Origin of the sequence: Saccharomonospora marina XMU15, from assembly GCF_000244955.1 — a bacterium.
GTDB classification, from domain to species: Bacteria; Actinomycetota; Actinomycetes; order Mycobacteriales; family Pseudonocardiaceae; genus Saccharomonospora_A; species Saccharomonospora_A marina.
The window spans coordinates 4,477,844-4,498,591 of sequence record NZ_CM001439.1; the positions used below are offsets into that span (position 1 = coordinate 4,477,844).

14 protein-coding genes are annotated in these 20,748 nt (G+C 68.6%); 8 read left to right on the forward strand and 6 right to left on the reverse strand.

What is annotated here, in order from left to right:
- Positions 1-54: 54 nt before the first annotated feature.
- Entirely contained in the window at positions 55-849 is a 795-nt protein-coding gene (locus tag SACMADRAFT_RS21165; protein ID WP_009155889.1) for an SGNH/GDSL hydrolase family protein, read from the reverse strand.
- 153 nt (positions 850-1,002) lie between these two features.
- Between SACMADRAFT_RS21165 and SACMADRAFT_RS21170 the strand changes: the two genes are divergently transcribed.
- The 7 genes from SACMADRAFT_RS21170 to SACMADRAFT_RS21200 all read left to right on the forward strand — a co-directional run bounded on the left by SACMADRAFT_RS21170 (position 1,003) and on the right by SACMADRAFT_RS21200 (position 11,019).
- Positions 1,003-1,593, forward strand: coding sequence for an SACE_7040 family transcriptional regulator (locus SACMADRAFT_RS21170; protein WP_040926681.1), 591 nt, complete (start codon positions 1,003-1,005; stop codon positions 1,591-1,593).
- Between the two features lie 54 nt (positions 1,594-1,647).
- A complete protein-coding gene (locus tag SACMADRAFT_RS21175; protein WP_157617470.1) occupies positions 1,648-2,139 on the forward strand; it encodes a hypothetical protein in 492 nt (163 codons plus the stop codon).
- 4 nt (positions 2,140-2,143) lie between these two features.
- Positions 2,144-3,709 carry a helix-turn-helix domain-containing protein gene (locus SACMADRAFT_RS21180; RefSeq protein WP_009155892.1) on the forward strand — a complete coding sequence of 522 codons (1,566 nt, stop codon included), beginning with the start codon at positions 2,144-2,146 and terminating at the stop codon, positions 3,707-3,709.
- A gap of 138 nt (positions 3,710-3,847) precedes the next feature.
- Complete coding sequence (gene ald, locus SACMADRAFT_RS21185; protein WP_009155893.1) at positions 3,848-4,954, forward strand: alanine dehydrogenase; 1,107 nt, start codon at positions 3,848-3,850, stop codon at positions 4,952-4,954.
- Between the two features lie 333 nt (positions 4,955-5,287).
- Positions 5,288-6,358, forward strand: coding sequence for an ABC transporter ATP-binding protein (locus tag SACMADRAFT_RS21190; protein WP_009155894.1), 1,071 nt, complete (start codon positions 5,288-5,290; stop codon positions 6,356-6,358).
- On the forward strand, positions 6,358-7,245 hold the full coding sequence (locus SACMADRAFT_RS21195) for an ABC transporter permease subunit (RefSeq protein ID WP_040925823.1): 888 nt from the start codon (positions 6,358-6,360) through the stop codon (positions 7,243-7,245). Before SACMADRAFT_RS21190 ends, SACMADRAFT_RS21195 begins: the two co-directional genes overlap by 1 nt.
- Before the next feature lie 15 nt (positions 7,246-7,260).
- Positions 7,261-11,019 (forward strand): ABC transporter ATP-binding protein, encoded by a 3,759-nt coding sequence (locus SACMADRAFT_RS21200; protein ID WP_009155896.1) that lies wholly within the window; start codon positions 7,261-7,263, stop codon positions 11,017-11,019.
- 15 nt (positions 11,020-11,034) lie between these two features.
- On the opposite strand, the gene SACMADRAFT_RS21205 is transcribed toward SACMADRAFT_RS21200, so the two are convergent.
- Genes SACMADRAFT_RS21205 through SACMADRAFT_RS21220 form a run of 4 tightly spaced genes read right to left on the reverse strand, consistent with a single transcriptional unit; the run spans position 11,035 to position 15,025 of the window.
- On the reverse strand, positions 11,035-11,547 hold the full coding sequence (locus SACMADRAFT_RS21205) for an immunity 26/phosphotriesterase HocA family protein (protein ID WP_009155897.1): 513 nt from the start codon (positions 11,545-11,547) through the stop codon (positions 11,035-11,037).
- On the reverse strand, positions 11,486-14,113 hold the full coding sequence (locus SACMADRAFT_RS21210) for a DUF6531 domain-containing protein (protein WP_009155898.1): 2,628 nt from the start codon (positions 14,111-14,113) through the stop codon (positions 11,486-11,488). The genes SACMADRAFT_RS21205 and SACMADRAFT_RS21210 overlap by 62 nt, the downstream gene beginning before the upstream one ends.
- Positions 14,113-14,433 (reverse strand): type VII secretion target, encoded by a 321-nt coding sequence (locus tag SACMADRAFT_RS21215; protein WP_009155899.1) that lies wholly within the window; start codon positions 14,431-14,433, stop codon positions 14,113-14,115. Before SACMADRAFT_RS21215 ends, SACMADRAFT_RS21210 begins: the two co-directional genes overlap by 1 nt.
- A gap of 31 nt (positions 14,434-14,464) precedes the next feature.
- Positions 14,465-15,025, reverse strand: coding sequence for a YbaB/EbfC family nucleoid-associated protein (locus tag SACMADRAFT_RS21220; RefSeq protein ID WP_009155900.1), 561 nt, complete (start codon positions 15,023-15,025; stop codon positions 14,465-14,467).
- A 218-nt stretch (positions 15,026-15,243) separates the two neighbouring features.
- On the opposite strand from SACMADRAFT_RS21220, the gene SACMADRAFT_RS21225 reads away from it, so the two are divergent.
- Complete coding sequence (locus SACMADRAFT_RS21225) at positions 15,244-18,990, forward strand: multifunctional oxoglutarate decarboxylase/oxoglutarate dehydrogenase thiamine pyrophosphate-binding subunit/dihydrolipoyllysine-residue succinyltransferase subunit (protein WP_009155901.1); 3,747 nt, start codon at positions 15,244-15,246, stop codon at positions 18,988-18,990.
- Positions 18,991-19,082: 92 nt separating this feature from the next.
- Here the strand turns inward: SACMADRAFT_RS21225 and SACMADRAFT_RS21230 are convergent, their stop codons facing one another.
- Positions 19,083-20,642, reverse strand: coding sequence for a S8 family peptidase (locus SACMADRAFT_RS21230; protein ID WP_009155902.1), 1,560 nt, complete (start codon positions 20,640-20,642; stop codon positions 19,083-19,085).
- Positions 20,643-20,748: the final 106 nt, after the last annotated feature.

Consider the following 20,748-nt stretch of genomic DNA (forward strand, 5'->3'; position numbering starts at 1 on the left):
GCCGTTAACACCTCGGCGCGATGTCAACGGCCGCCAACCTCGGCATGCTTGCGATCAGCCGGTCACGGACTCCAGCGCAGGCAGGTAACCCTGGGACTGACCACTCACCGTCGGGTGATAGGACTCGTCGACCGGCCAGGTCAGGCTGTGCAACCACCACTCCCCGTCGGAGCAGATCTCGTGCCCGCTGAAGGCCCCGCGCACGTCGACGAAGGTCAGCCCGGCCGCGCCCGCCCGCTGGGCGGTGACCTCGGCGAGCGTGTCGGCACCGGAATTGATCGCCGCCCGCTTGGTGTCGCTGAGACCCGCGTTGCAGGAGCCGCCGATCTTGTAGAAGCGCGGGTAGCCGAGCACGATGATCTCGGCGCCCGGCGCCTTGCTCTCCAGCGTCGCGTACACGTTGTCGAGCAGGCCCGGCAACGTGTCACGGGCGTAGGCCTTGGCCTCCTCCACCCTGTCGACGCACTGCTGGTCGGTTCCCACCGTGCAGTCGATCATCACATCCGCGAACCCCGCGTCGTTGCCACCCACCGAAACGGTGACCAGTGTGGCGGTCGAATCCAGCGAGGCCGCCTGTTCCAGCACGTCGGAGGTGCGCGCACCGGAACACGCGAGGAAGTCGAAGTCCGCGACCTGGTGCGAATCCGCCCACAGCCGCGGATAGGCGTTGGCACTGCGCTTGCAGTTGCCCGAGTCTCCGTAGGAACCCGCTCCGACTCCGGAGGAGTAGGAGTCGCCGAGGGCGACGTAGTTGACGGCGGGAGCGGCACCCGCCGGGAAGGCCGCGCCCACGAGGGCAAGCGCGGTGATCAGTGATAACCAGAGGGACCGACGAGCACGCACCGACATGGGCACTCCTTCGTCAATTGTTGGCCGAAGGAAGCTTTACCAGGTGCAACGCTCACGAAGAAGCGGACAAGCCGGGCGTTACCCGACCGGTCCACACCAGAAGTCGGTATCGACGTTAGCGTCCGCTAACCCCGCCCGCGTAGAATTCCTGTGGTGTCCTCCCGACCCACCCCGCTCAGCCGCGGCGAGAAGGCCGGCCGCCGCGACCAGATCCTCGCCGCGGCCTCCGAACTGTTCGCCAGGCACGGCTTCCACGGTGTGGGAATCGACGAGATCGGCGCGGCGGTGGGGATCTCCGGGCCCGCGCTGTATCGACACTTCCGCAGCAAGGACGCGATGCTCGGGGAGATGCTGACGTCGATAAGCAGGTACCTGCTCGACGGCGGCACCGCTCGCGCGGCCGAGGGCGGCGACCCCGACGAGGTGCTGGCCCGGCTGGTGCGGTTCCACGTGAACTTCGCGCTCACCCAACCCGCACTGATCACGGTGCAGGAACGCAACCTCGGCAACCTCACCGACAGCGACCGCAGGCAGGTCAGGGCACTGCAGCGGCGCTACGTCGAGGTGTGGGTGCGGGCGCTACGGGCCGCGGTGGCGCACCTGGACGAGACCCGCGCGAGATCGGCCGCCCACGCGGTGTTCGGGCTGATGAACTCCACCCCGCACAGCAGGCACCTGCCCGACGAGGACCTGGCCGCGCTGCTCGAACGGCTGGCACTGGGCGCGCTGTACGCGGCGAAGTGACGATCACCCTGCCGGACGGCAGCGACCGGGGTGGCCCTGGTGTTGGATGGGCACGTGCACGCGGACCGCAGCGAGGACGAGCGACGTGAGCTCGTCAGAAGGACACAGCTGGCGTTGCTGGCCATGCGACTCGGCGACGACACCGGGGCGCTCGACGCGCTCACCTGGGACGAATCAGGTGAACGTGGCGATGCCCGTGAACTCATGCTGTTGCTGTTCGGCGCGTGCAGCGAACTGGTGGCGACGCTCGGCGACGGCGGCACAGCACCGGTGAAGGTGCAGGTGTTCGACGAAACCGGCGAGGAGGTCTCCATCGACGACGCCGATCCACCCGTGCGCACGGCCGTGCGCACCCTGCTCGCCCAGGTGCACGGCAACCAGGAGGCCGCGCGAGAGCAGGTGGAGATCGCGATGGCGAGCGCCGCACCGAACGAAGTGGACAGTCTGCTGTTACAGGCGCTGCGGTGGACGGCGCGACTGTCGGCCGAATGCCTCGAGCGCGGCCTTCCGGTGCCCGGCTGGATCGCCGACACTCCCACCGGCTGAGCCGATGATCTCCGTGCGTAGCGTCGTCGACCGGGTCGGGCCGACACTGTTGCGTGCCGTGCGACTTCCCGCCGACTGCCCCGCCGTGTCCGACGTCGTGATCGCCGAACCCGGAACGAGCCAGCTCGCAGCGGGAGACCTCGTGCTGGGCGTGGCCGCCGGTGACGTGAACGCCTCGGTGGAACTCGTGCGCGCCTGCGCGCGAAAGGGCGCCGCCGCGGTGCTGCTCAAACCGCCGCAGGCCAGCGAACCCGCCGTTCGCCGAGCCGCCGACGCGGCGGGTACCGGCCTCGTGGAGGTACACGCCGCGACGTCATGGGCACAGTTGGTGTGGCTGCTGCGGACCGTGCTGGACGCGATCGCCGACGAGACCGACGCGCTGGAGACCCACGACGATCCCGCGGCGAGCGACCTGTTCCGGCTCGCCGACGCCGTAGCGTCCGTTGTGGACGCACCGGTGACCATCGAGGACACCAACTCAAGGGTGCTCGCCTACTCCGCACGGCAGGACGTCACCGACCCGGCCAGGGTCGCCACCATCATGGGCAGGCGCATCCCCGACGACGTACTCGCCCGGTTTCGCTCACGTGGCGTGTTCCGCGAGCTTTCCCGAGGTCGGCAGACCATCTTCGTACCCGCGCAGCACGACGGAACGCTGCCGAGGCTCATCGTGCCGATCCGGATGGGCGGCGAGTTGCTCGGCTCGATGTGGGCGGTCGTGCCTGGGCCGGTAGCCGACGAGCGGGCGGCCGCCTTCGCCGACACCGCGCCCGTGGTCGCGCTTCACCTGCTGCGCCGCAGGGCCCACGCCGACATGCGGCGGCGGGCGTCCGCCGAGTTGCTGCGCGCACTGCTCGGCGGCGAGGTCAGCGCGCGAGAGGCCGCCGCGGAGTTGGACCTCGAAGCCGTACCGCACCGCGTCGTCGCCGTGGAGACCGCGGGCGAGGATCCCCTCGACGGTGAAGGGCTGCGGCTGGCCCTGCTCGAACGCCTCACCCGAGGCATAGGGCGGGGGCCGGTCGGAACCCAAAGCGGTGGCCTGGTCTACCTGGTGGTGCCCGACGGCACCGGCCGGGGATCGTGGGCGCGGCTACGCACCGCGCTCGCCGAGGTGCCCACCGGCCGCGGCGCCGGTGAACTGCGAGCGGCGGCGGGCAGCGCCCGCGAACTCGACGAGTTGGCGCGGTCGAGAGCCGAGGCCGAGGAGACACTCGGCCTGCTGCGCTCCGGCGTGCTGCCCGGCGGCCTCGCCTGCTTCGACGAGGTGTGGCCGTCGCTGGTGCTGCACAGAGCCGCCGGCGCGGCGGGTCAGGCCAGGGTCGGCGAACTGGGCCCGCTGCCGCTGCTGTGTGAGCACGACGCGACGAACGGCACCGACTTCGTGAGCACGCTCTACGAGTGGTTGCGCTATCCCGGGCAGCCCCGCCTCGCCGCCGGTGCGCTGGCCATCCACCCCAACACCCTGCGCTACCGCATGCGCAGGCTGCTGGAACTGGTGCCGCTGGACCTGGACGACCCGGACGTGCGGCTGGCGTTGCTCAGCCAACTCGTCGCTGCACGCTGGGCGTAGCGCTTCCGCACCACCGCGGCCGGTTGTGCTGCCGCGACCACCGCAATGACCGACCATTGTCGTGCGCCCACGATGACACCGCCGTACGGGTGGTTCACCGTGGTCAGCGGCACCTAAGACAGTCGGCAGGAGGCAGTCGTGCGCATCGCCGTCCCCCGAGAGATCAAGAAGCACGAGTACCGCGTGGCCATCACACCGGCGGGAGTGCACGAGTTGACCCGGCTCGGGCACGACGTCCTCATCGAGACCGGCGCGGGCACCGGTTCCGCGATCACCGACGAGGAGTTCGTCACGGCAGGCGCCAAGATCATCGCCACGGCGGAGGAGACCTGGGCCGAGGGTGACATCGTGCTGAAGGTCAAGGAACCCGTCGCCGCCGAGTACGGCCTGCTGCGCCGCGACCTGGTGCTGTTCACCTACCTGCATCTGGCCGCCGACCGCCCGCTCACCGAAGCGCTGCTGGCTGCGGGCACCACGGCGATCGCGTACGAGACGGTGCAGACCGACGACGGGGCGCTGCCGTTGCTCGCGCCCATGTCGGAGGTCGCGGGCAGGCTCGCTCCGCAGGTCGGAGCGCACGCGCTGCTCAAGCCGAGCGGCGGGAGGGGAGTACTGCCCGGTGGGGTTCCCGGTGTGCACCCCGCCAGGGTGGTGGTGATCGGCGGCGGCGTGGCCGGGTTGAACGCCGCGCGGATCGCCTCCGGCCTCGGCGCGGATGTGGAGGTACTGGACACCAACCCGCAGCGGCTGCGCCAGATAGACCACGACTTCGCTGGCCGCATCCGCACCGTCGCCTCCAACGCACTCGCCCTCGAGCACGCGGTGCTGGAGGCCGACCTGGTGATCGGTGCCGTGCTCGTGCCGGGAGCGAAGGCACCCAAGCTGGTCTCGCACGAACTCGTCGCGCGGATGCGGCCGGGCAGCGTGCTGGTGGACGTCTCCATCGACCAGGGCGGCTGCTTCGCCGACTCGCGGCCCACGACCCACGACGAGCCGACCTATCGGGTGAACGACTCGGTGTTCTACTGCGTCGCCAACATGCCCGGCGCGGTGCCGAGAACCTCGACCTACGCCCTCACCAACGTCACGCTGCCCTACGTGCTGCGGCTGGCGGAACAGGGTTGGCGTGCGGCTTCGCGATCCGATCCGACCCTGGCGCGGGGGCTCAACACCCACGCGGGCGCGTTGACCAACGAGCCGGTGGCTTCCGCACACGGCCTGCCGCACAGCGAATTCGAACTCTGAGTGACGCTGCGAAACGCAGCGTCGGACATGAAGGGGCGGCCCGCTCAACCAGCCTGGGGGTCACCGGGAGCGGGCCGCCACCTACGAGTCTAGGTAATAACTCGCGACTTCGCTCGTCGGGGCACGGTGAGTCGCCGAAAATGATTCCTCACCGGGCCGCACGCCGGCAGGCAGCCCGGCGTCGGCGCAGCTCAGTCAGTTCGACCGCAGCGATAGTGATCTTCGTCGCGGCGGCGCACGCGACGGAACCCGAGGCCCTCCCCCTCCGTCCAACGAGGCCGTACGGCAGGATGGCAGCGCCACAGCGCAGACACCGAGGGGAACGAGGGCAGCATGCACGACGGCAGTGGCCGCATCGCGGTGCAGAACCTCACCAAACAGTTCGGACCCGTGACAGCGGTCGCGAACCTGAGCTTCACCGTCGAGCCGGGCTCGGTCACCGGCTTTCTCGGCCCGAACGGGGCCGGTAAGACCACGACCCTGCGGATGCTGCTCGGGCTCGTGACACCGACGGCAGGCGCGGCCACCATCAACGGCAGGCCGCACCATCAACTGGGCAACCCGGCCAGGATCGTGGGTTCGGTACTGGAGAACGAGGGCTTCCATCCCAAGCGGACGGCACGCAATCACCTGCGGGTGTACGCCGCGGCGATCGGCGTTCCCGACCAGCGGGTCGACGAGTTGCTCGCGCTGGTCGGCCTCACGCCCGCGGCGGAACGAAAGGCGGGCGAGTTCTCACTCGGTATGAGGCAGCGGCTGGCGTTGGCGACCGCGTTGCTGGGCGACCCGCAGGTGCTGGTGCTCGACGAACCGTCCAACGGTCTCGACCCCGAGGGCATCGCCTGGCTTCGGTCCTTCCTGCGCTCGTTCGCCCAGCAGGGCCGCACCGTGCTGGTGTCCAGCCACCTGCTTTCGGAGGTCGAGCAGACCATCGACCAGGTTGTGATCATCAGCGCGGGAATGACCAGGTACTACGGCCCGCTCGAGCAGCTTCGCAACAGCCAGCAGGCCAGGGTGCTGGTACAGCCTGCCGACGCCACCGGTCTGGTGAGCGCGCTGCAGCAGGCGGGCGTCACCCAGGTGGAGCCGACGCCCGACGGCCGGGTGGCGGTCTCGGGTGCGACCGTGCAGCAGATCGGCGACATCGCAGCCAAGGCCGGTATCGCGGTGTACGGGATGCAGGAGGAGAAGGCCGACCTGGAGCAGCTGTTCTTCCAGCTCACCAACCCGCAGTACGGGGCGGCGGCGTACGGCCAGCAGCAGGTCCCGCAGCAGCACGGCGGCTGGGGTCCGCCGCCGACGGCCCCGGCGCCACCCTCACCCCCGATGGGCTACCAGCAGCCGCAGCAACCGGGATACCAGCCACAGCAGCCGAACCAGGGCTGGGGAGGACAGCAGCAGTGATGGGAAACCTGATCAAGGCCGAGATGCGCAAGATCCTCACCACCAAGAGCTGGTGGGCGCTGCTGATCCCGGCGTTCGCGTTCGCCTTCCTGTTCTCGCTCGGCTGGGGCGCGATCACCAACGACATCAACGACTACCTCGGCAGTACCGACGCCCAGGAGTTGGCGAGCCTGGTCGGCATCGAACTCGGAGCCCTCCCCGTCGGGCTGCTCTCACTGGCCCACGGCATCAACATCGGCGCGTTCTTCCCTGTCATCTTCGGAGTGTTCGCGCTGGCGGGCGAGTACACCAAGAAGACGATCACCACGACGTTCCTGACCGCTCCCACCAGAGGCTCCGCCCTCACCGCGAAGATGCTCACCTACATCGGCTGGGGCGCTCTCTACGGCGTCGTGGTGGTTGCCGCCGCCAGCCTCGGCACGCTGCTCACCGTGGACGACCGCGGCCTGCCCTCCGCGGGGCAGTGGTTCGGCGTGCTCGGCGCAGGCATCCTCGCCACCACGCTGGCCACGCTGTTCGGCATCGGGGTCGGCGCCGTGTGGAACAGCGTCACCGGCCCGACCGTCACTCTGGCAATCTGGATGCTGGTAGTGGAGAACGTCCTGGTGTTCGTCAGCTTCGGCTGGTTCGGGATCCGCTGGCTCGGCGGGTTGCTGCCCAACGGCACGCTGAACGGCATCGTGGGCGCGATCGGAGCGGAGGCCTTCGGTGCGGCAGGCCTTTCGGTACCCGACCAGATCGACAAGGACTTCCAGTGGCTGATGCAGTACACCGCGGGCGCGCCCGGCGCGTTCTCGTGGTGGCTGTCCGCACTGATCTTCTTCGCCTGGACCATGGTGTTCTTCCTGGCGGGCTGGGCCGCCAACCAGCGCCGCGACATCACCTAGTGGCAGGGGTCGTGAGTGGGTAGCAGGGTCGCCGCCCACGCGCACACTCACGACCCGCCGCGGAACGGCTGGATCCGCAGGCTGGCCGCCGCCTGCTGGCGCCACCCCGTGCTGGTCGTGCTGGCGCTGGGCGCCGCCGTGGTGGGCGTCGGTTTCCAGGCGGCCATCCCGCTGCTGGTCAAAGCGGCGGTCGACGACGCCGTCGCCGGCGAGACGGCACGGCTGGGCCTGCTCGCCGCGGGACTGCTGGGCCTGCACGTACTCGCCTTCGGCACCGCGTTCGCTCGCCGCTACGTCGGGGGGCGGCTTGCCCTCGACGTGCAGCACGACCTGCGTCGCTCGGTGTTCTCGGCCGTCTCCAGGTTGGACGGCGGCAAGCAGGACTCGATGCGCACCGGGCAGATCGCCTCGCGCGCCATCACCGACCTGCAGCTGGTCACCGGAATCCTGATGCAGGTGCCGCTTTCGGCGGGTTCGGTGGTGTTCGCCCTGCTCGCGCTGGGGGCGATGCTGTGGATGTCGCCGCTGCTCACGCTCATCGCACTGGTCGTGACGCCCGCCGTGGCGATCGTGGTGGCCGTGAGCAGGCGAAGACTGTTTCCCGCCACCTGGTCGGCGCAGCAGCGGGCGGCCGACATCGCCCAGCAGGTCGAGGAGACCGTCACCGGCGTGCGCGTGGTGAAGGGCTTCGGCCAGGAATCCCGTGAGGTCGGCAAACTGTCCGCCACGGCGCGCAAGCTCTACGCCGAGCGGCTGCGCGCGGCCAGGCTCTCGGCGCTGCCGACGGCCACCACCTCGGCGTTGCCCGCGGCGGGACAGGTGGCCGTGCTCGCGGTCGGCGGCATCCTGGCACTGCGCGGGCAGATCAGCCTGGGAACGTTCCTGGCATTCGCCACCTACGTCTCCGCGCTCGTCGGTCCGGCACGGATGCTGGCCAGCCTGGTGGTGCAGGCACAGTTGACGCGTGCGGGTGCGGAACGCGTGCACGAACTCGTCGACGCCCAGCCCGAGATCCACGACCCGAGCGATCCCCAGCGACTGCCCGACGGCCCCCTCGACATCCGGTTCGAGGACGTGCGGTTCGGATACTCGCGCAGCGAGCCGGTGCTGGACGGGCTGTCACTGCACGCCAGACCGGGCGAGACGCTCGCGCTCGTGGGCACGGCGGGCTCGGGCAAGTCGACGACCTCGCTGCTGCTGCCCCGCTTCTACGACGTGCACCAGGGCCGGATCCTCATCGGCGGGGTCGATGTGCGCGACGTCCGCCTTTCGCAGCTGCGCAGCGCCATCGGCGTCGTGTTCGAGGAGGCGTTCCTGTTCTCCACCTCGGTACGCGACAACATCGCCTACGGCAGACCCGACGCCAGTGACGAGGAGATCGTGGCCGCGGCGAAGGCCGCCGAGGCACACGAGTTCATCAGCGCGCTCCCGGACGGCTACGACACGCTGGTGGGCGAACGGGGGCTCACGTTGTCGGGCGGCCAGCGGCAGCGGCTCGGGCTGGCGCGAGCGTTGCTGACCGATCCGAGAGTGCTCGTGCTCGACGACGCCACCTCAGCGGTGGACACGGTGACCGAGGCCGCGATCCACCAGACGCTTCGCGACGTCACCGCGGCCAGGACAACGCTGCTCATCGCCCACCGCCGTTCCACGCTCGCGCTCGCCGACCGCATCGCCGTGCTCGACGGCGGCCGGGTTGTCGACGTCGGCACCTCGGAGGAGCTGTCGGTGCGCTGCCCGCTGTTTCGCGACCTGCTCGCCGGTCCAGGCGACGACGTGGAGGAGACCTACCGCAGCGAGACGCTCACCAGGGACGAGTCCGGGATCACCCCGCAACTGTGGCCGAGCGGGCAAGGCGGCGACGAGGTGGAGCGGCTGGCGGTGTCGGCGGCGAGCCGCGGCCCCGACGCGACCAGGCCCGCTGCGGGAGGTGGCGGACCCGGCGCGCGGGCTTCGCTGGACCTGCCGCCGACGCCGGACCTGCTGCGGCGCGTGCGGGAACTGCCCGCAGCCACCGGGACGCCGAAGCTGGGCGGTGCCGACCCCACCGCGCCGGATCCGGGGTTCCGGCTGCGCGGGCTGCTGCGCCCGGTCAGGGCCCTGCTCGGCGTCGTCGTGGTGCTCGTGGCGCTCGACGCGCTGGCCACCATCGCGTTGCCCGCGCTGTATCAGCGTGGTGTGGACGACGGGGTCCGCGTCGGCGTCGAGTCGGCGGTGTGGTTCGCCGCCGCGGCGGGCGCGCTGGTGATCGCACTCGACTGGGCCGTCATCAACGCGCAGACCCGGCTCACAGCCCGCACCGGCGAGTCGGTGCTGTACCTGCTGCGCGTACGCAGCTACGCCCACCTGCAGCGGCTCGGCCTCGACTACTACGAGCGCGAACTCGCGGGCCGGATCATGACGCGGATGACCACCGACGTCGACGCGCTCTCCTCCTTTCTGCAGACGGGCCTGGCCACGGCGGTGGTCAGCACACTGACCATCGCGGGCATCAGCGGCGCGCTACTGGTGACCGATCCCGGCCTCGCGCTTGCCGCCTTCGCGGTGCTGCCCGTGCTCGTGGCTGCCACGGTGGTGTTCCGCAGGCTGGCTTCGGCCGCCTACACCGAGGCCAGGGAACGTGTCAGCGCCGTCAACGCCGACATGCAGGAGAACGTGAGCGGGTTGCGAGTGGCGCAGGCCTACACGCGCGAGGAGCGCTCGGCGCGTGACTTCGCCTCCCGAAGCGACGCCTACCGCCGGTCCAGGTTGCGGGCGCAGCGCTACGTGGCCACCTACTTCCCGTTCGTCACGCTGCTTTCCGGAGCCGCCGAGGCGATCGTGCTCGTCACGGGTGCGCAACGAGTGGCGGCGGGCACTCTTTCCGTCGGTGTGCTGCTGGCGTTCCTGCTCTATCTGGGCCTGTTCTTCTCCCCGGTGCAGCAGTTGTCGTCGGTGTTCGACGGCTACCAGCAGGCCAAGGTCGGGCTGCGCCGGATCGGCGACCTGCTGCGCACGCCCACATCGGTGCCGGTGGCGGACAACCCCGTGCCGGTACCGCCGCGGCTTCGCGGCGAGGTGGAGCTGGAGGGCGTGGAGTTCACCTACCCCGGCACACACACCCCGGCGCTGCGCGACCTTTCGCTGCACGTGCCGGCGGGTACCACGGTGGCGCTGGTGGGAGCCACCGGCGCAGGCAAGTCCACAGTGGTCAAACTGGTCGCGCGGTTCCACGACGCCACCCAAGGCACCGTGCGCATCGACGGAGTTGACGTGCGCGACTACGACCTGCAAGGGCTGCGTGCCCGGCTGGGAGTGGTGCCGCAGGAGGCGCACCTGTTCTCCGGGACGGTCGCCGACAACGTGCGCTACGGCAGGCCGTCGGCCACCGATGCGGAGGTGGAGGCCGCCGTTCGTTCGGTGGGAGCGCTGGATGCGGTGGCCGCGCTGCCCGACGGGTTCCACCAGCAGGTCGGCGAGCGTGGCCGGTCGCTTTCGGCGGGGCAACGGCAGCTCGTCGCGCTGGCCAGGGCGGAGTTGGTTGACCCGGACGTGCTGCTGCTGGACGAGGCCACAGCGGCGCTGGACCCGGCGACCGAGGCGGTGGTGTTGCGGGCCACCGACGAACTCGCGAAGAAGCGTACGACGTTCGTGGTCGCTCACCGCCTGGCCACCGCCGCCAGGGCCGACGAGATCGTGGTGCTCGACCACGGCCGCATCGTCGAGCGAGGCACCCACGCCGAACTGCTCGGGGCAGGCGGCCACTACGCCGACCTGTGGCGACTGGGCGGCTGAGCCCGATCGCCTACCTCAATCGTTGCGATTGTCGTTGGGGTGTTCCGGGGCGCGCTCAATGCCGAGTGCATCCGAAACCATGTCGTCCAGCATCCGGTAGCTCACAAGACCCCAGGTGCCACACGGCTCGAACCGCTGCGGGAGGACTTCCCTCTCCTCGTTGACGTACTTCTTTCGAAGGCCGTCCCAGAAACAGTACCGTTCCAACTCGTCCGCGCGTTCCAACTCGCGGTGCAGCACCGTTTCGAAGATGCCGACTGTCCAGCCCTTCTTGTTGGTGTAAATCGGAGGAACGAGCAGCCGGTCCGGCGTCAACTCGTCGAGCGGTGGCTGCTTGTCCTCGCGCTCAACACTGTAGATATAGACAAGCATCGCACCCGACATCGGCGCCTTCGGAAACTGCAGATCCACCCCGATCACCCGACCGAACAAGTAGCGGTCGGTCGGTGGCCGCAGCACGAACACGTCACCCGGCCGCGGCGCCTTGTTGGATTTCTTCAGATACTGCAGATTTGTACGAAGCTCCACTAGTCATAACCGTTCTGTCGACGCCACCAGCGACGCCCTCGGCATCGTAGTTCCATCGCTCGGTTGAACCATCGGGTAACGTGCGGGAAAGGAGCTTTCCCTCCACCGTCCACGAGAACTGGCTTTCCCCTCCTAACTGGTCGATGATGCGAACCACTCGACCGAACTGGTCGCGAACATAGCGAGCAACCGAACCTTCCGGATTGATCGTCTCGATCGGCAACCCAGCGGGGTCTGTCCTGATGCGAGTTTCCTTGCCGAGCGCGTCGACCACGGCGACCAGGTGTCCGGTATCGTTGTATCGGCAGGTCGTGACAGAACCGAGCGGATCGATCAACCGCACGACGTTGCCGCGACTGTCGTAGATTCGCCGCAACACGGCGCCGTCCGGGTCGATCGTGGTCTCGGGAAGGCTGAGTTCGTTGTAGGTGACCCGGCGTTGCGAGCCGTCCGGCCGCGTGGTCACCGTCCGGTTGCCCCACTCGTCGTATTCATGTCGGGTAACCCGACCCAGCGGGTCCGTCGAAGAAAGCAGCCGGTCGAACCGATCCCATTCGAAGGTTGTCGTCCGTCCCAGCGGATCGGTCTCGGCGACCAGTTGCAGGGCTTCGTTGAACTTGTAGCTGGTCGTGTCACCAAGCGAGTTCGTGTAACGGGTGACGCCATCCTCAATGGAGTAATCGATGGAGCACGTCAACGCGCTGCCAGAACCGTCGGTTCGCACGCAGCGGCCAGCGTGGTCGTACTCGTAGGAATACCACTCGCCTGTGCGGTCGGTCCAGCGCACGACGCGACCCGCGCCGTCGTACTCGTACCGGACCGGCCGACCTGAGGAGTTGGCGACCTCGGCAAGCCTTCCCGCGTCGTCGTATGCGTATCTGACCAACGAAATCTCGGCGCTGTCCGGACTCGCCAGGCGCAGTTCGGTAACGCGTCCGTGTTCGGAGCTGACGATCACCCGGTAGCCACCGGAGTGCTCGACAGCGGTCGGGACGCCCGTGTCGTCACGGGTGACGTCAATCCGATTCCCGTTGCGGTCGACCACTGTAGACAGTTCTGCGATCGCCACTCGGCCGGTTGCTCTGGCTTCGGCGAAGTGCAGCCTGATTCCGCGATCACGCTGCTCCACCACATAGCCACCTTCCGGCCCGCATGCCAGCTCCCAACGGGAACCCTCCGAGGGCAGCACGGATTCCGAGTCCGAGGCGGGGTGCGGATAGACGAGCAGTGGACCATCAGCCGTGACGAGGCAGATCCCTCCGTCGTCGATTTCCAAGCGCTGGTCGAGCGTCGATGCCCACGACGAACCGAACAGTCGACCGACCCGGTAGGAGGAGATGTGTGCCCGCTTCAGGACAAGCGGAAGGACACCGGGGAGCATGACGTCCGTCTTGACGGTGAGCATCTCGCCGGTGGCGAGATCGATCGGATCGCCGCCCTCACACTTGGAATCGTTACTCCTGGCCGGTGTCCGTTCGTCCCCGGCTGTCTGGTCTCTTGCGGTGGTGCCGCCGTCGGGTGCGCGTTCCGGGTTGTTCGTCGTCGCGTCGGGCTTGCCGCCACCGTTCGGGCTGGTGGTGCCGTCGGGGCTGGTGGCGGACGGTGAGGTGCCGTCGGGTTTGGAAGTGCTCGACGGGGCGTCCGGCGTTGTGCTGCCGCTGGGCGTGGTGGTGCCGCTGGGGGTCGTGGAGCCGCTGGGTGCGGTGGAACCCGACGGCGTGGTCGAACCGCTCGGCCCGTCGAAACCGGATGGCGTTGTCGCGCCGGAGGGTGTGGTGGCGCCGGAAGGGCTGCCGCCGTCGATCTTTCGGCCCAGTTTGGCCAGTGCCTGGATGATCTCGTCCAGCTTCGTGACCACCTTGCGGATCAGCGGCGAGACATTGCTGATCGTCTTGACCAGCTTGCGGATCAGGTCACTGATCGTGGAGATCGCCTTGCTGATCGCCGCCGTGGCCTGCGCCGCGATCGCCGGGGTGGCGAAGCCCAGCGTCGCCGCCGCTTCCAGCGCCCAGGTGATGAGCTTGCCGACCAGTTCGGCCACCAGGTCACGGACGGTTTCCCGCACCGCCGCGACGACCTCGCCCATGATCATCACACCGGTGGAGATGCCTTCCGACAGCGACGCCGCCCCGGCGATCGCGTCGGCCTGCTGCGCGGCCGACCCCCGGTAGGCGTCGGCCCCCGCACCGGTCCAGCCCGCGGTCCCGTTGTTGGCCTCGTTGCCGACGTCCTGCGCGATCGCGGAGACCTCGGCGGCCACGTTGGCCCAGGTCTGCGAGAACGACTGGATCACCGGCGGGTCCCCCGCGAGCCAGTCCAGCGCCTCCTTCAGCGGCTGCACGTGTTCGATCAGCCACGACACGCCGTACTGCATGAGCGTGCCGACGGGGTCGATCACCATCGACAGCACCTCGAGCCCGGTGCCGACGGCACCCAGTCCGGCCGCTACCCACGACCCGTCGGAGATACCCTGCGCCAGCCCCTGCGCCGACTCGGCGATCCCGATCCCGGTCACCGCCGTGGTCTGCGACTGTTCCTGCGCGACGAGCGGGTTGCCCTCGGGCATCACAGACCACTCCCCGCCCGCCGCACCGCCGCCGAGGTCTCACCCTCGCGCGCCGTGTACGCCGCCGCGGCCTCGCGGACCTTGCCCGCGGTCTCGGTGATGGATTCGGCCGCCTGTTCCAGCGCCCGCACGCCCATTTCCTCGAACGGTTGCAGCAACAACGCGAACGGCTGGCAGATCACGCCGTAGGCACTGTTGTCCATCGTCACCTGGCGCGCGGCATCCACCGCCGTGCGCATCCGCTCGGCGAAGCCGTCGACCTTGCCCGCGTGCGTGTCCAGTTCCTCGGTCAGGACCTGGTATCCCCGCCCGTCGCTCACCGTTCACCCCCAGTCGCCGGCCGTCGCCGGTTCAGTCGCGTCTCAGGAAGGACTGGCCCCCGAAGTCGTCGAAGTCGTCAAAGCCGCCGTTCTCGTCCTCGCTCGCCCGCGCCGGTCGCCGCCGAGGCGCCTGCCCACGCGGCCTTCGCGGGGTCTCGGGTTCTTCTTCCTCGATCTCCACCCGCAGTTGCCCGCCGGGCGCGGGCCGGGCAGGCTCGTCCTCCTCGGCAGGCGGCTCGGGGAACCGCTCGGCCGCGGTCGCAAGCAGGTGCCGCGTCGTGGCGTCCTCACCCACCGTGGCTGCGGTAATCTCCTGCAGCCGCTGCGGATACTTCGCCTGCGCCTTACGCATCGCGCGCACCACGTTGGCCGCGATCTCGTCGGGGCTCATCTTGCGCACGCCGTCGGTCATCGAGACGTCGGTAGGCACGCCGTTGGCGCCCACCGTCACACTCACCGCGCCCTGGGCCACCGACTCCGTGATCGAGATCTGCTCCACCTGCTCGCGCAGCTGCTCGTAGCGCCGTGCGCGTTCGGCGGCGTCGCGCTCCCAGTTGTCGACCATTCGTTCGACGTCCCCCAGATCGGCCACGATGCCCCCTTCTCGACCTCACTGTCACTGACGCAGCACAGTGAGCAGCCGGTTCCCAGTATGAAACCGCTCCTGATCGATTCAGTGACAAATACCAGAGTCCAGCTGCCACGGTTGCCCCAGTTCGCTGCTGACAGGCCGCGCCAGGGGGTTAGCCTGGTAGGCGCGTAATCGGACAACCAAGATCGAGACGAGACGGATAGAGGCGAGTCCAAGCCGTGTCCAGCAGCAGCCCTGCGTCACAGTTCGGCCCCAACGAATGGCTCGTCGAGGAGATGTACGACCAGTTCCTCGCCGACCCCTCCTCAGTCGACGCCGCCTGGCATGAGTTCTTCACCGATTTCAAGCCAACGCAGCAAACGCAGCCAACGCAGCCAACGCAGACCACTCAGGCCAAGCCGGACACCACGACCGCCGAGCGCACCCCCTCACCCAACGGGCAGTCCGCCAGCTCCGCGACCTCCGGGACGTCCGGAACCTCCGGAACCGAGCAGCGCACGCCGAGTTCGACCGCCCCGACCACCGCGTCCTCAGCGTCCTCGGCGCCCGCCCAACCACCGAAGGCACAGCCCGCTTCCGCCAAGCCCGCGCCCGCCGCGGCCAAGCAGCGACCCGAGCAGGAGACCAAGCCGTTGCGCGGCGCGGCCGCGGCCATCGCGAAGAACATGGACGCGTCGCTGACCGTGCCGACGGCCACCAGCGTGCGCGCGGTGCCCGCCAAGTTGATGGCGGACAACCGCATCGTGATCAACAACCACCTCAAGCGCACCCGGGGCGGGAAGATCTCGTTCACACACCTGATCGGCTACGCGATGGTCAGGGCGCTTCGCGACTTCCCGAACATGAACCGCCACTACGCGGTCATCGACGGCAAGCCGCACGCGGTGACGCCCGAGCACGTCAACCTCGGCCTCGCCATCGACATGAAAGGCAAGGACGACCAGCGCACGCTGGTGGTCGCCTCGATCAAGCACACGGAGAACATGACGTTTCTCCAGTTCTGGCAGGCATACGAGGAGATCGTCAAGAAGGCCAGGAACAACAAGCTCACCGCCGACGACTTCGCGGGCACCACGATCTCGCTGACCAACCCTGGCGGCATCGGCACCAATCACTCGATGCCCCGGCTGCAGGCGGGCCAGGGCGCGATCATCGGCGTCGGCGCCATGCAGTACCCGGCGCATTTCGAGGGCACCAGCGAGCAAACCCTGGTCAACCTCGGTGTCAGCAAGATCATGACGCTGACCTCGACCTACGACCACCGCATCATCCAGGGCGCGGAATCGGGCGAGTTCCTCAAGCTCATCCACCGGTTGCTGCTCGGCGAGGACGGCTTCTACGACGACATCTTCACCTCGTTGCGGTTGCCCTACGAACCGGTGCGCTGGGTGGAGGACATCCCGGAAGGCGAGATCGACAAGACGGCCCGCGTGCTGGAGTTGATCGACGCCTACCGCATGCGCGGCCATCTGATGGCCGACACCGACCCGCTGAACTACCGGCAACGCAGGCACGAGGATCTGGACATCCTCTCCCACGGGCTGACGCTTTGGGACCTCGACCGCGAGTTCGCCGTCGGCGGGTTCGCGGGCAAGCAGCGCATGAAGCTGCGCGACGTGCTCGGCGTGCTGCGCGACTCCTACTGCCGCACGGTGGGCGTGGAGTACACCCACATCCTCGACCCCGACGAGCGGCGCTGGATCCAGGAGCGCGTGGAGGTTCCGCACGAGAAGCCGGAACCGTCGGTGCAGAAGTACGTGCTGTCCAAGCTCAACGCCGCCGAGGCGTTCGAAACGTTCCTGCAGACCAAGTACGTGGGGCAGAAGCGGTTCTCGCTGGAGGGCGGCGAAACGGTTATCCCGCTGCTCGACACGGTGCTGGACAAGGCAGCCGAGCACGAACTGGACGAGGTCGTCATCGGGATGCCTCACCGGGGCAGGCTCAACGTGCTCGCCAACATCGTCGGCAAGCCGATCTCGCAGATCTTCCAGGAGTTCGAGGGCAACCTCGACCCTGGCCAGGCGCACGGCTCCGGTGACGTGAAGTACCACCTCGGCGCCGAGGGCAAGTACTTCCGGATGTTCGGCGACGGCGAGACCAAGGTGTCGCTGACCGCGAACCCGTCCCACCTGGAGACCGTGGACCCGGTGCTGGAAGGCATCGTCCGCGCCAAGCAGGACATCCTGGACAAGGGCGACCGTGACTCCGGCGGCTTCACCGTCCTGCCGGTGCTGCTGCACGGCGACGCGGCGTTCGCGGGGCAGGGCGTGGTGGCCGAGACGCTGAACCTCGCACTACTGCGCGGCTACCGCACCGGCGGCACCGTGCACGTCATCATCAACAACCAGGTCGGTTTCACCACACCGCCCGAACACGCGCGCTCCTCGCAGTACGCCACCGACGTGGCGAAGATGATCGGCGCGCCGATCTTCCACGTGAACGGCGACGACCCCGAGGCGGCGTACTGGGTGGCCCGGCTCGCCGTCGACTACCGGCAGGCGTTCAACAAGGACGTCGTGATCGACATGATCTGCTACCGGCGGCGAGGCCACAACGAGGGTGACGACCCTTCGATGACCCAGCCCGCGATGTACGACATCATCGACGCCAAGCGCAGCGTGCGAAAGACCTACACCGAGGCGCTCATCGGCCGGGGCGACATCTCCATGGAAGAGGCAGAAGCCGCCTTGCGCGACTTCTCCAGTCAACTGGAGCACGTCTTCAACGAGGTGCGGGAACTGGAGAAGCACCCGATCGCGCCCAGCCCGTCGGTGGAGGAGGAACAGCAGGTTCCCACCAAGGTGCCTACCGCGGTCAGCCCCGAGGTGATCTCGCGGATCGGCGACGCGTTCGTGAACCTGCCCGAGGGCTTCAGCCCGCACCCCCGGGTCAAGCCGGTGCTCGAGCGGCGACACAAGATGTCGCGCGAGGGCGGCATCGACTGGGCGTTCGGCGAACTGCTCGCCTTCGGCTCGCTCGCCATGGAGGGCAAGCTGGTGCGGCTGTCCGGGCAGGACTCCCGGCGCGGCACCTTCACCCAGCGGCACTCGGTGCTCATCGACCGCAAGACCGGTCAGGAGTACTCGCCGCTGCAGAACCTGGTGGAGAACCAGGGCCGGGTGATGATCTACGACTCGGCGCTGTCGGAGTACGCGGCCGTGGGCTTCGAGTACGGCTACGCGGTGGCCAACTCCGACGCGCTGGTGATGTGGGAGGCGCAGTTCGGCGACTTCGTCAACGGCGCGCAGACGGTCATCGACGAGTACATCTCCTCGGGCGAGGCCAAGTGGGGCCAGCTGTCCGACGTGGTGCTGCTGCTGCCGCACGGTCACGAGGGGCAGGGGCCGGACCACACCTCCGGGCGCATCGAGCGGTTCCTGCAACTGTGCGCCGAGGGCTCGATGACCGTCGCGGTGCCATCGACGCCCGCCAACTACTTCCACCTGCTGCGCAGGCACGCGCTTGACGGCGTCAACCGGCCACTGATCGTGTTCACGCCCAAGTCCATGCTGCGCAACAAGCTGGCGACCTCCGCGATCGAGGACTTCACCGGTCAGTCGAAGTTCCTCTCGGTCATCGACGACGCGGAGATCGACCCGGGCAAGGTTCGCAAGGTACTGCTCACCTCCGGGAAGCTGTACTGGGAGCTGGTGGTGGAACGGCAGAAGCGCCGGCTCGACGACATCGCGATCGTGCGTGTCGAGCAGTACTACCCGCTGCCGAAGAAGAAGCTGCTCGCCGCGATGCAGCGGTACTCGGCCGCGAGCCAGGTCGTGTGGGTGCAGGAGGAACCGGAGAACCAGGGCGCATGGCCGTTCTTCGGGCTGCACCTGCCGCGCAAGCTGCCTGAGGTGTTCTCCGGCCTGCAGGCGGTCACGCGCAGGCCGATGGCCGCGCCTTCCGCGGGCTCGTCGAAGGTGCACGAGGTCGAGCAGCGCGCGCTGATCGAGAAGGCGTTCGAGTAGGCGAAAATGTTCGCAGGCCGTGGGCGCTGTTTCGGTTGACCACCGTCCAGCGCCCACGGCCTCTGCTTTTCGTGCCGTGTCAGGACAACCGGCTACGGCGTGAATGTCCAGCTGTTGATGTAGCCGGTGTCGTAGCTGTACACATCCTGCACCCGCAGTCGCCAGGTGCCGTTGGCCGCCGAGGCCGACGCGTCAACGGTGTAGGCCTGCTGCACGTTGTCCGCGGAGTCCCATCCGGAGTTCTTCAGCCGCGTCGTGGTGCCGTCGGGGGCCACCAGGTCGATCACCAGGTCACCCCGGTAGCTGTGCCGGATGTCGACCTCCACCGTGGCGGAGCTCGAGGCGGCACGGTCGCAGCCGCTGACCGTCACCGAACTGGTCACCGCGGGCCCGGCGTCGGGGATGTCGACGTCGGTGCCGTTGGTCACCGGGTCGCAGTCGGTGGGCTCCGGCGGAGTGGTGGAACCGGTGCCGGTGTGGAGCAGCACATTGGGCGAACCACTGCCGGGGCTGCCGACCACGCCGGTGGTGCCGTTGTTCACCAGCGCGTCGCGGACCTGCCGCGGGCTCGCCGAGGGGTTGTCGGCCAGGTACAGCGCCGCCGCACCGGCCACGTGCGGCGTCGCCATGGACGTGCCGCTGATCGTGTTGGTCGCGGTGTTGCTGCCGATCCAGGTGGAGGTGATGCTGCTGCCCGGCGCGAAGATGTCGAGGCAGCTTCCGATGTTGGAGAAGCTCGACCTGGCATCGGAACTGGTGGTCGATCCCACGGTGATCGCCTCGGCGGTACGTGCGGGCGAGGTGTTGCACGCATCGGCGCCGTAGTCGTTGCCCGCGGCGAGCGCGTAGGTGACGCCTGCGTTGATCGAGCGGCGCACCGCGTCGTCGACCGCCGTGGAGGCACCGCCGCCGAGGCTCATGTTCGCCACCGCAGGGCCCTGAGCGTTGTTGGTCACCCAGTCGATACCCGCGATGACGCCGTCGTAGCTGCCGGAACCGTTGCAGTCCAGCACCCGCACCGCGACGAGGTCGACCTCCTTGGCGACACCGTGTGCCGAGCCGCCGATGGTGCCCGCGACGTGGGTGCCGTGCCCGTTGCAGTCGGTGGCGTTGGAGTCGTTGTCCACGAAATCGTAGCCGGATCGCGCGCGGCCACCGAAGTCGCTGTGTGAGGTGAGGATGCCGGTGTCGATGACGTAGGCGGTCACGTTCGACGCCGTGGTCGAGTAGCTGTAGTTGTCGTCCAACGGAAGGTCACGCTGGTCGATCCGGTCGAGCCCCCACGACGGTGGGTTGGCCTGGTCGGCCATGGTGTGCACGGCTCTGTTCTGCTCGACATAGGCGACGGCCGGGTCCGCGGCCGCCCGCTTCGCCTCGGCTTCGCTCATCGTGGCCGCGAAGCCCCGCAACGCACTGTGGTATTGGCGTTCCACTTCCGCGCCGTGGCGGTCGGCCACGCGATCGACCGACGAGCCGTCGTTCAGCACGACGATGTAGCTGTTGTCGATCGCACCTTCGGCGTCGGCACCAAGGATGGTTCCCTCCTGTGCTGCCGCACCGGGAATGCCGCCGACCAGGGTTATGGTGGCGACGCCGGCGACCAGGCCGAGGCCAGCCAATGACCTGTGCCTGAACTTCCTATTGGTTCGCAAGGTCTCCTCCTACACACGTTCCGGTGAACGTGGCGGAGACCGTACGGGCGCGAGACGGGTGGAAGGTAGATCTTGTGCTTTTCCGGAACTCCGGGTATCGAACGGT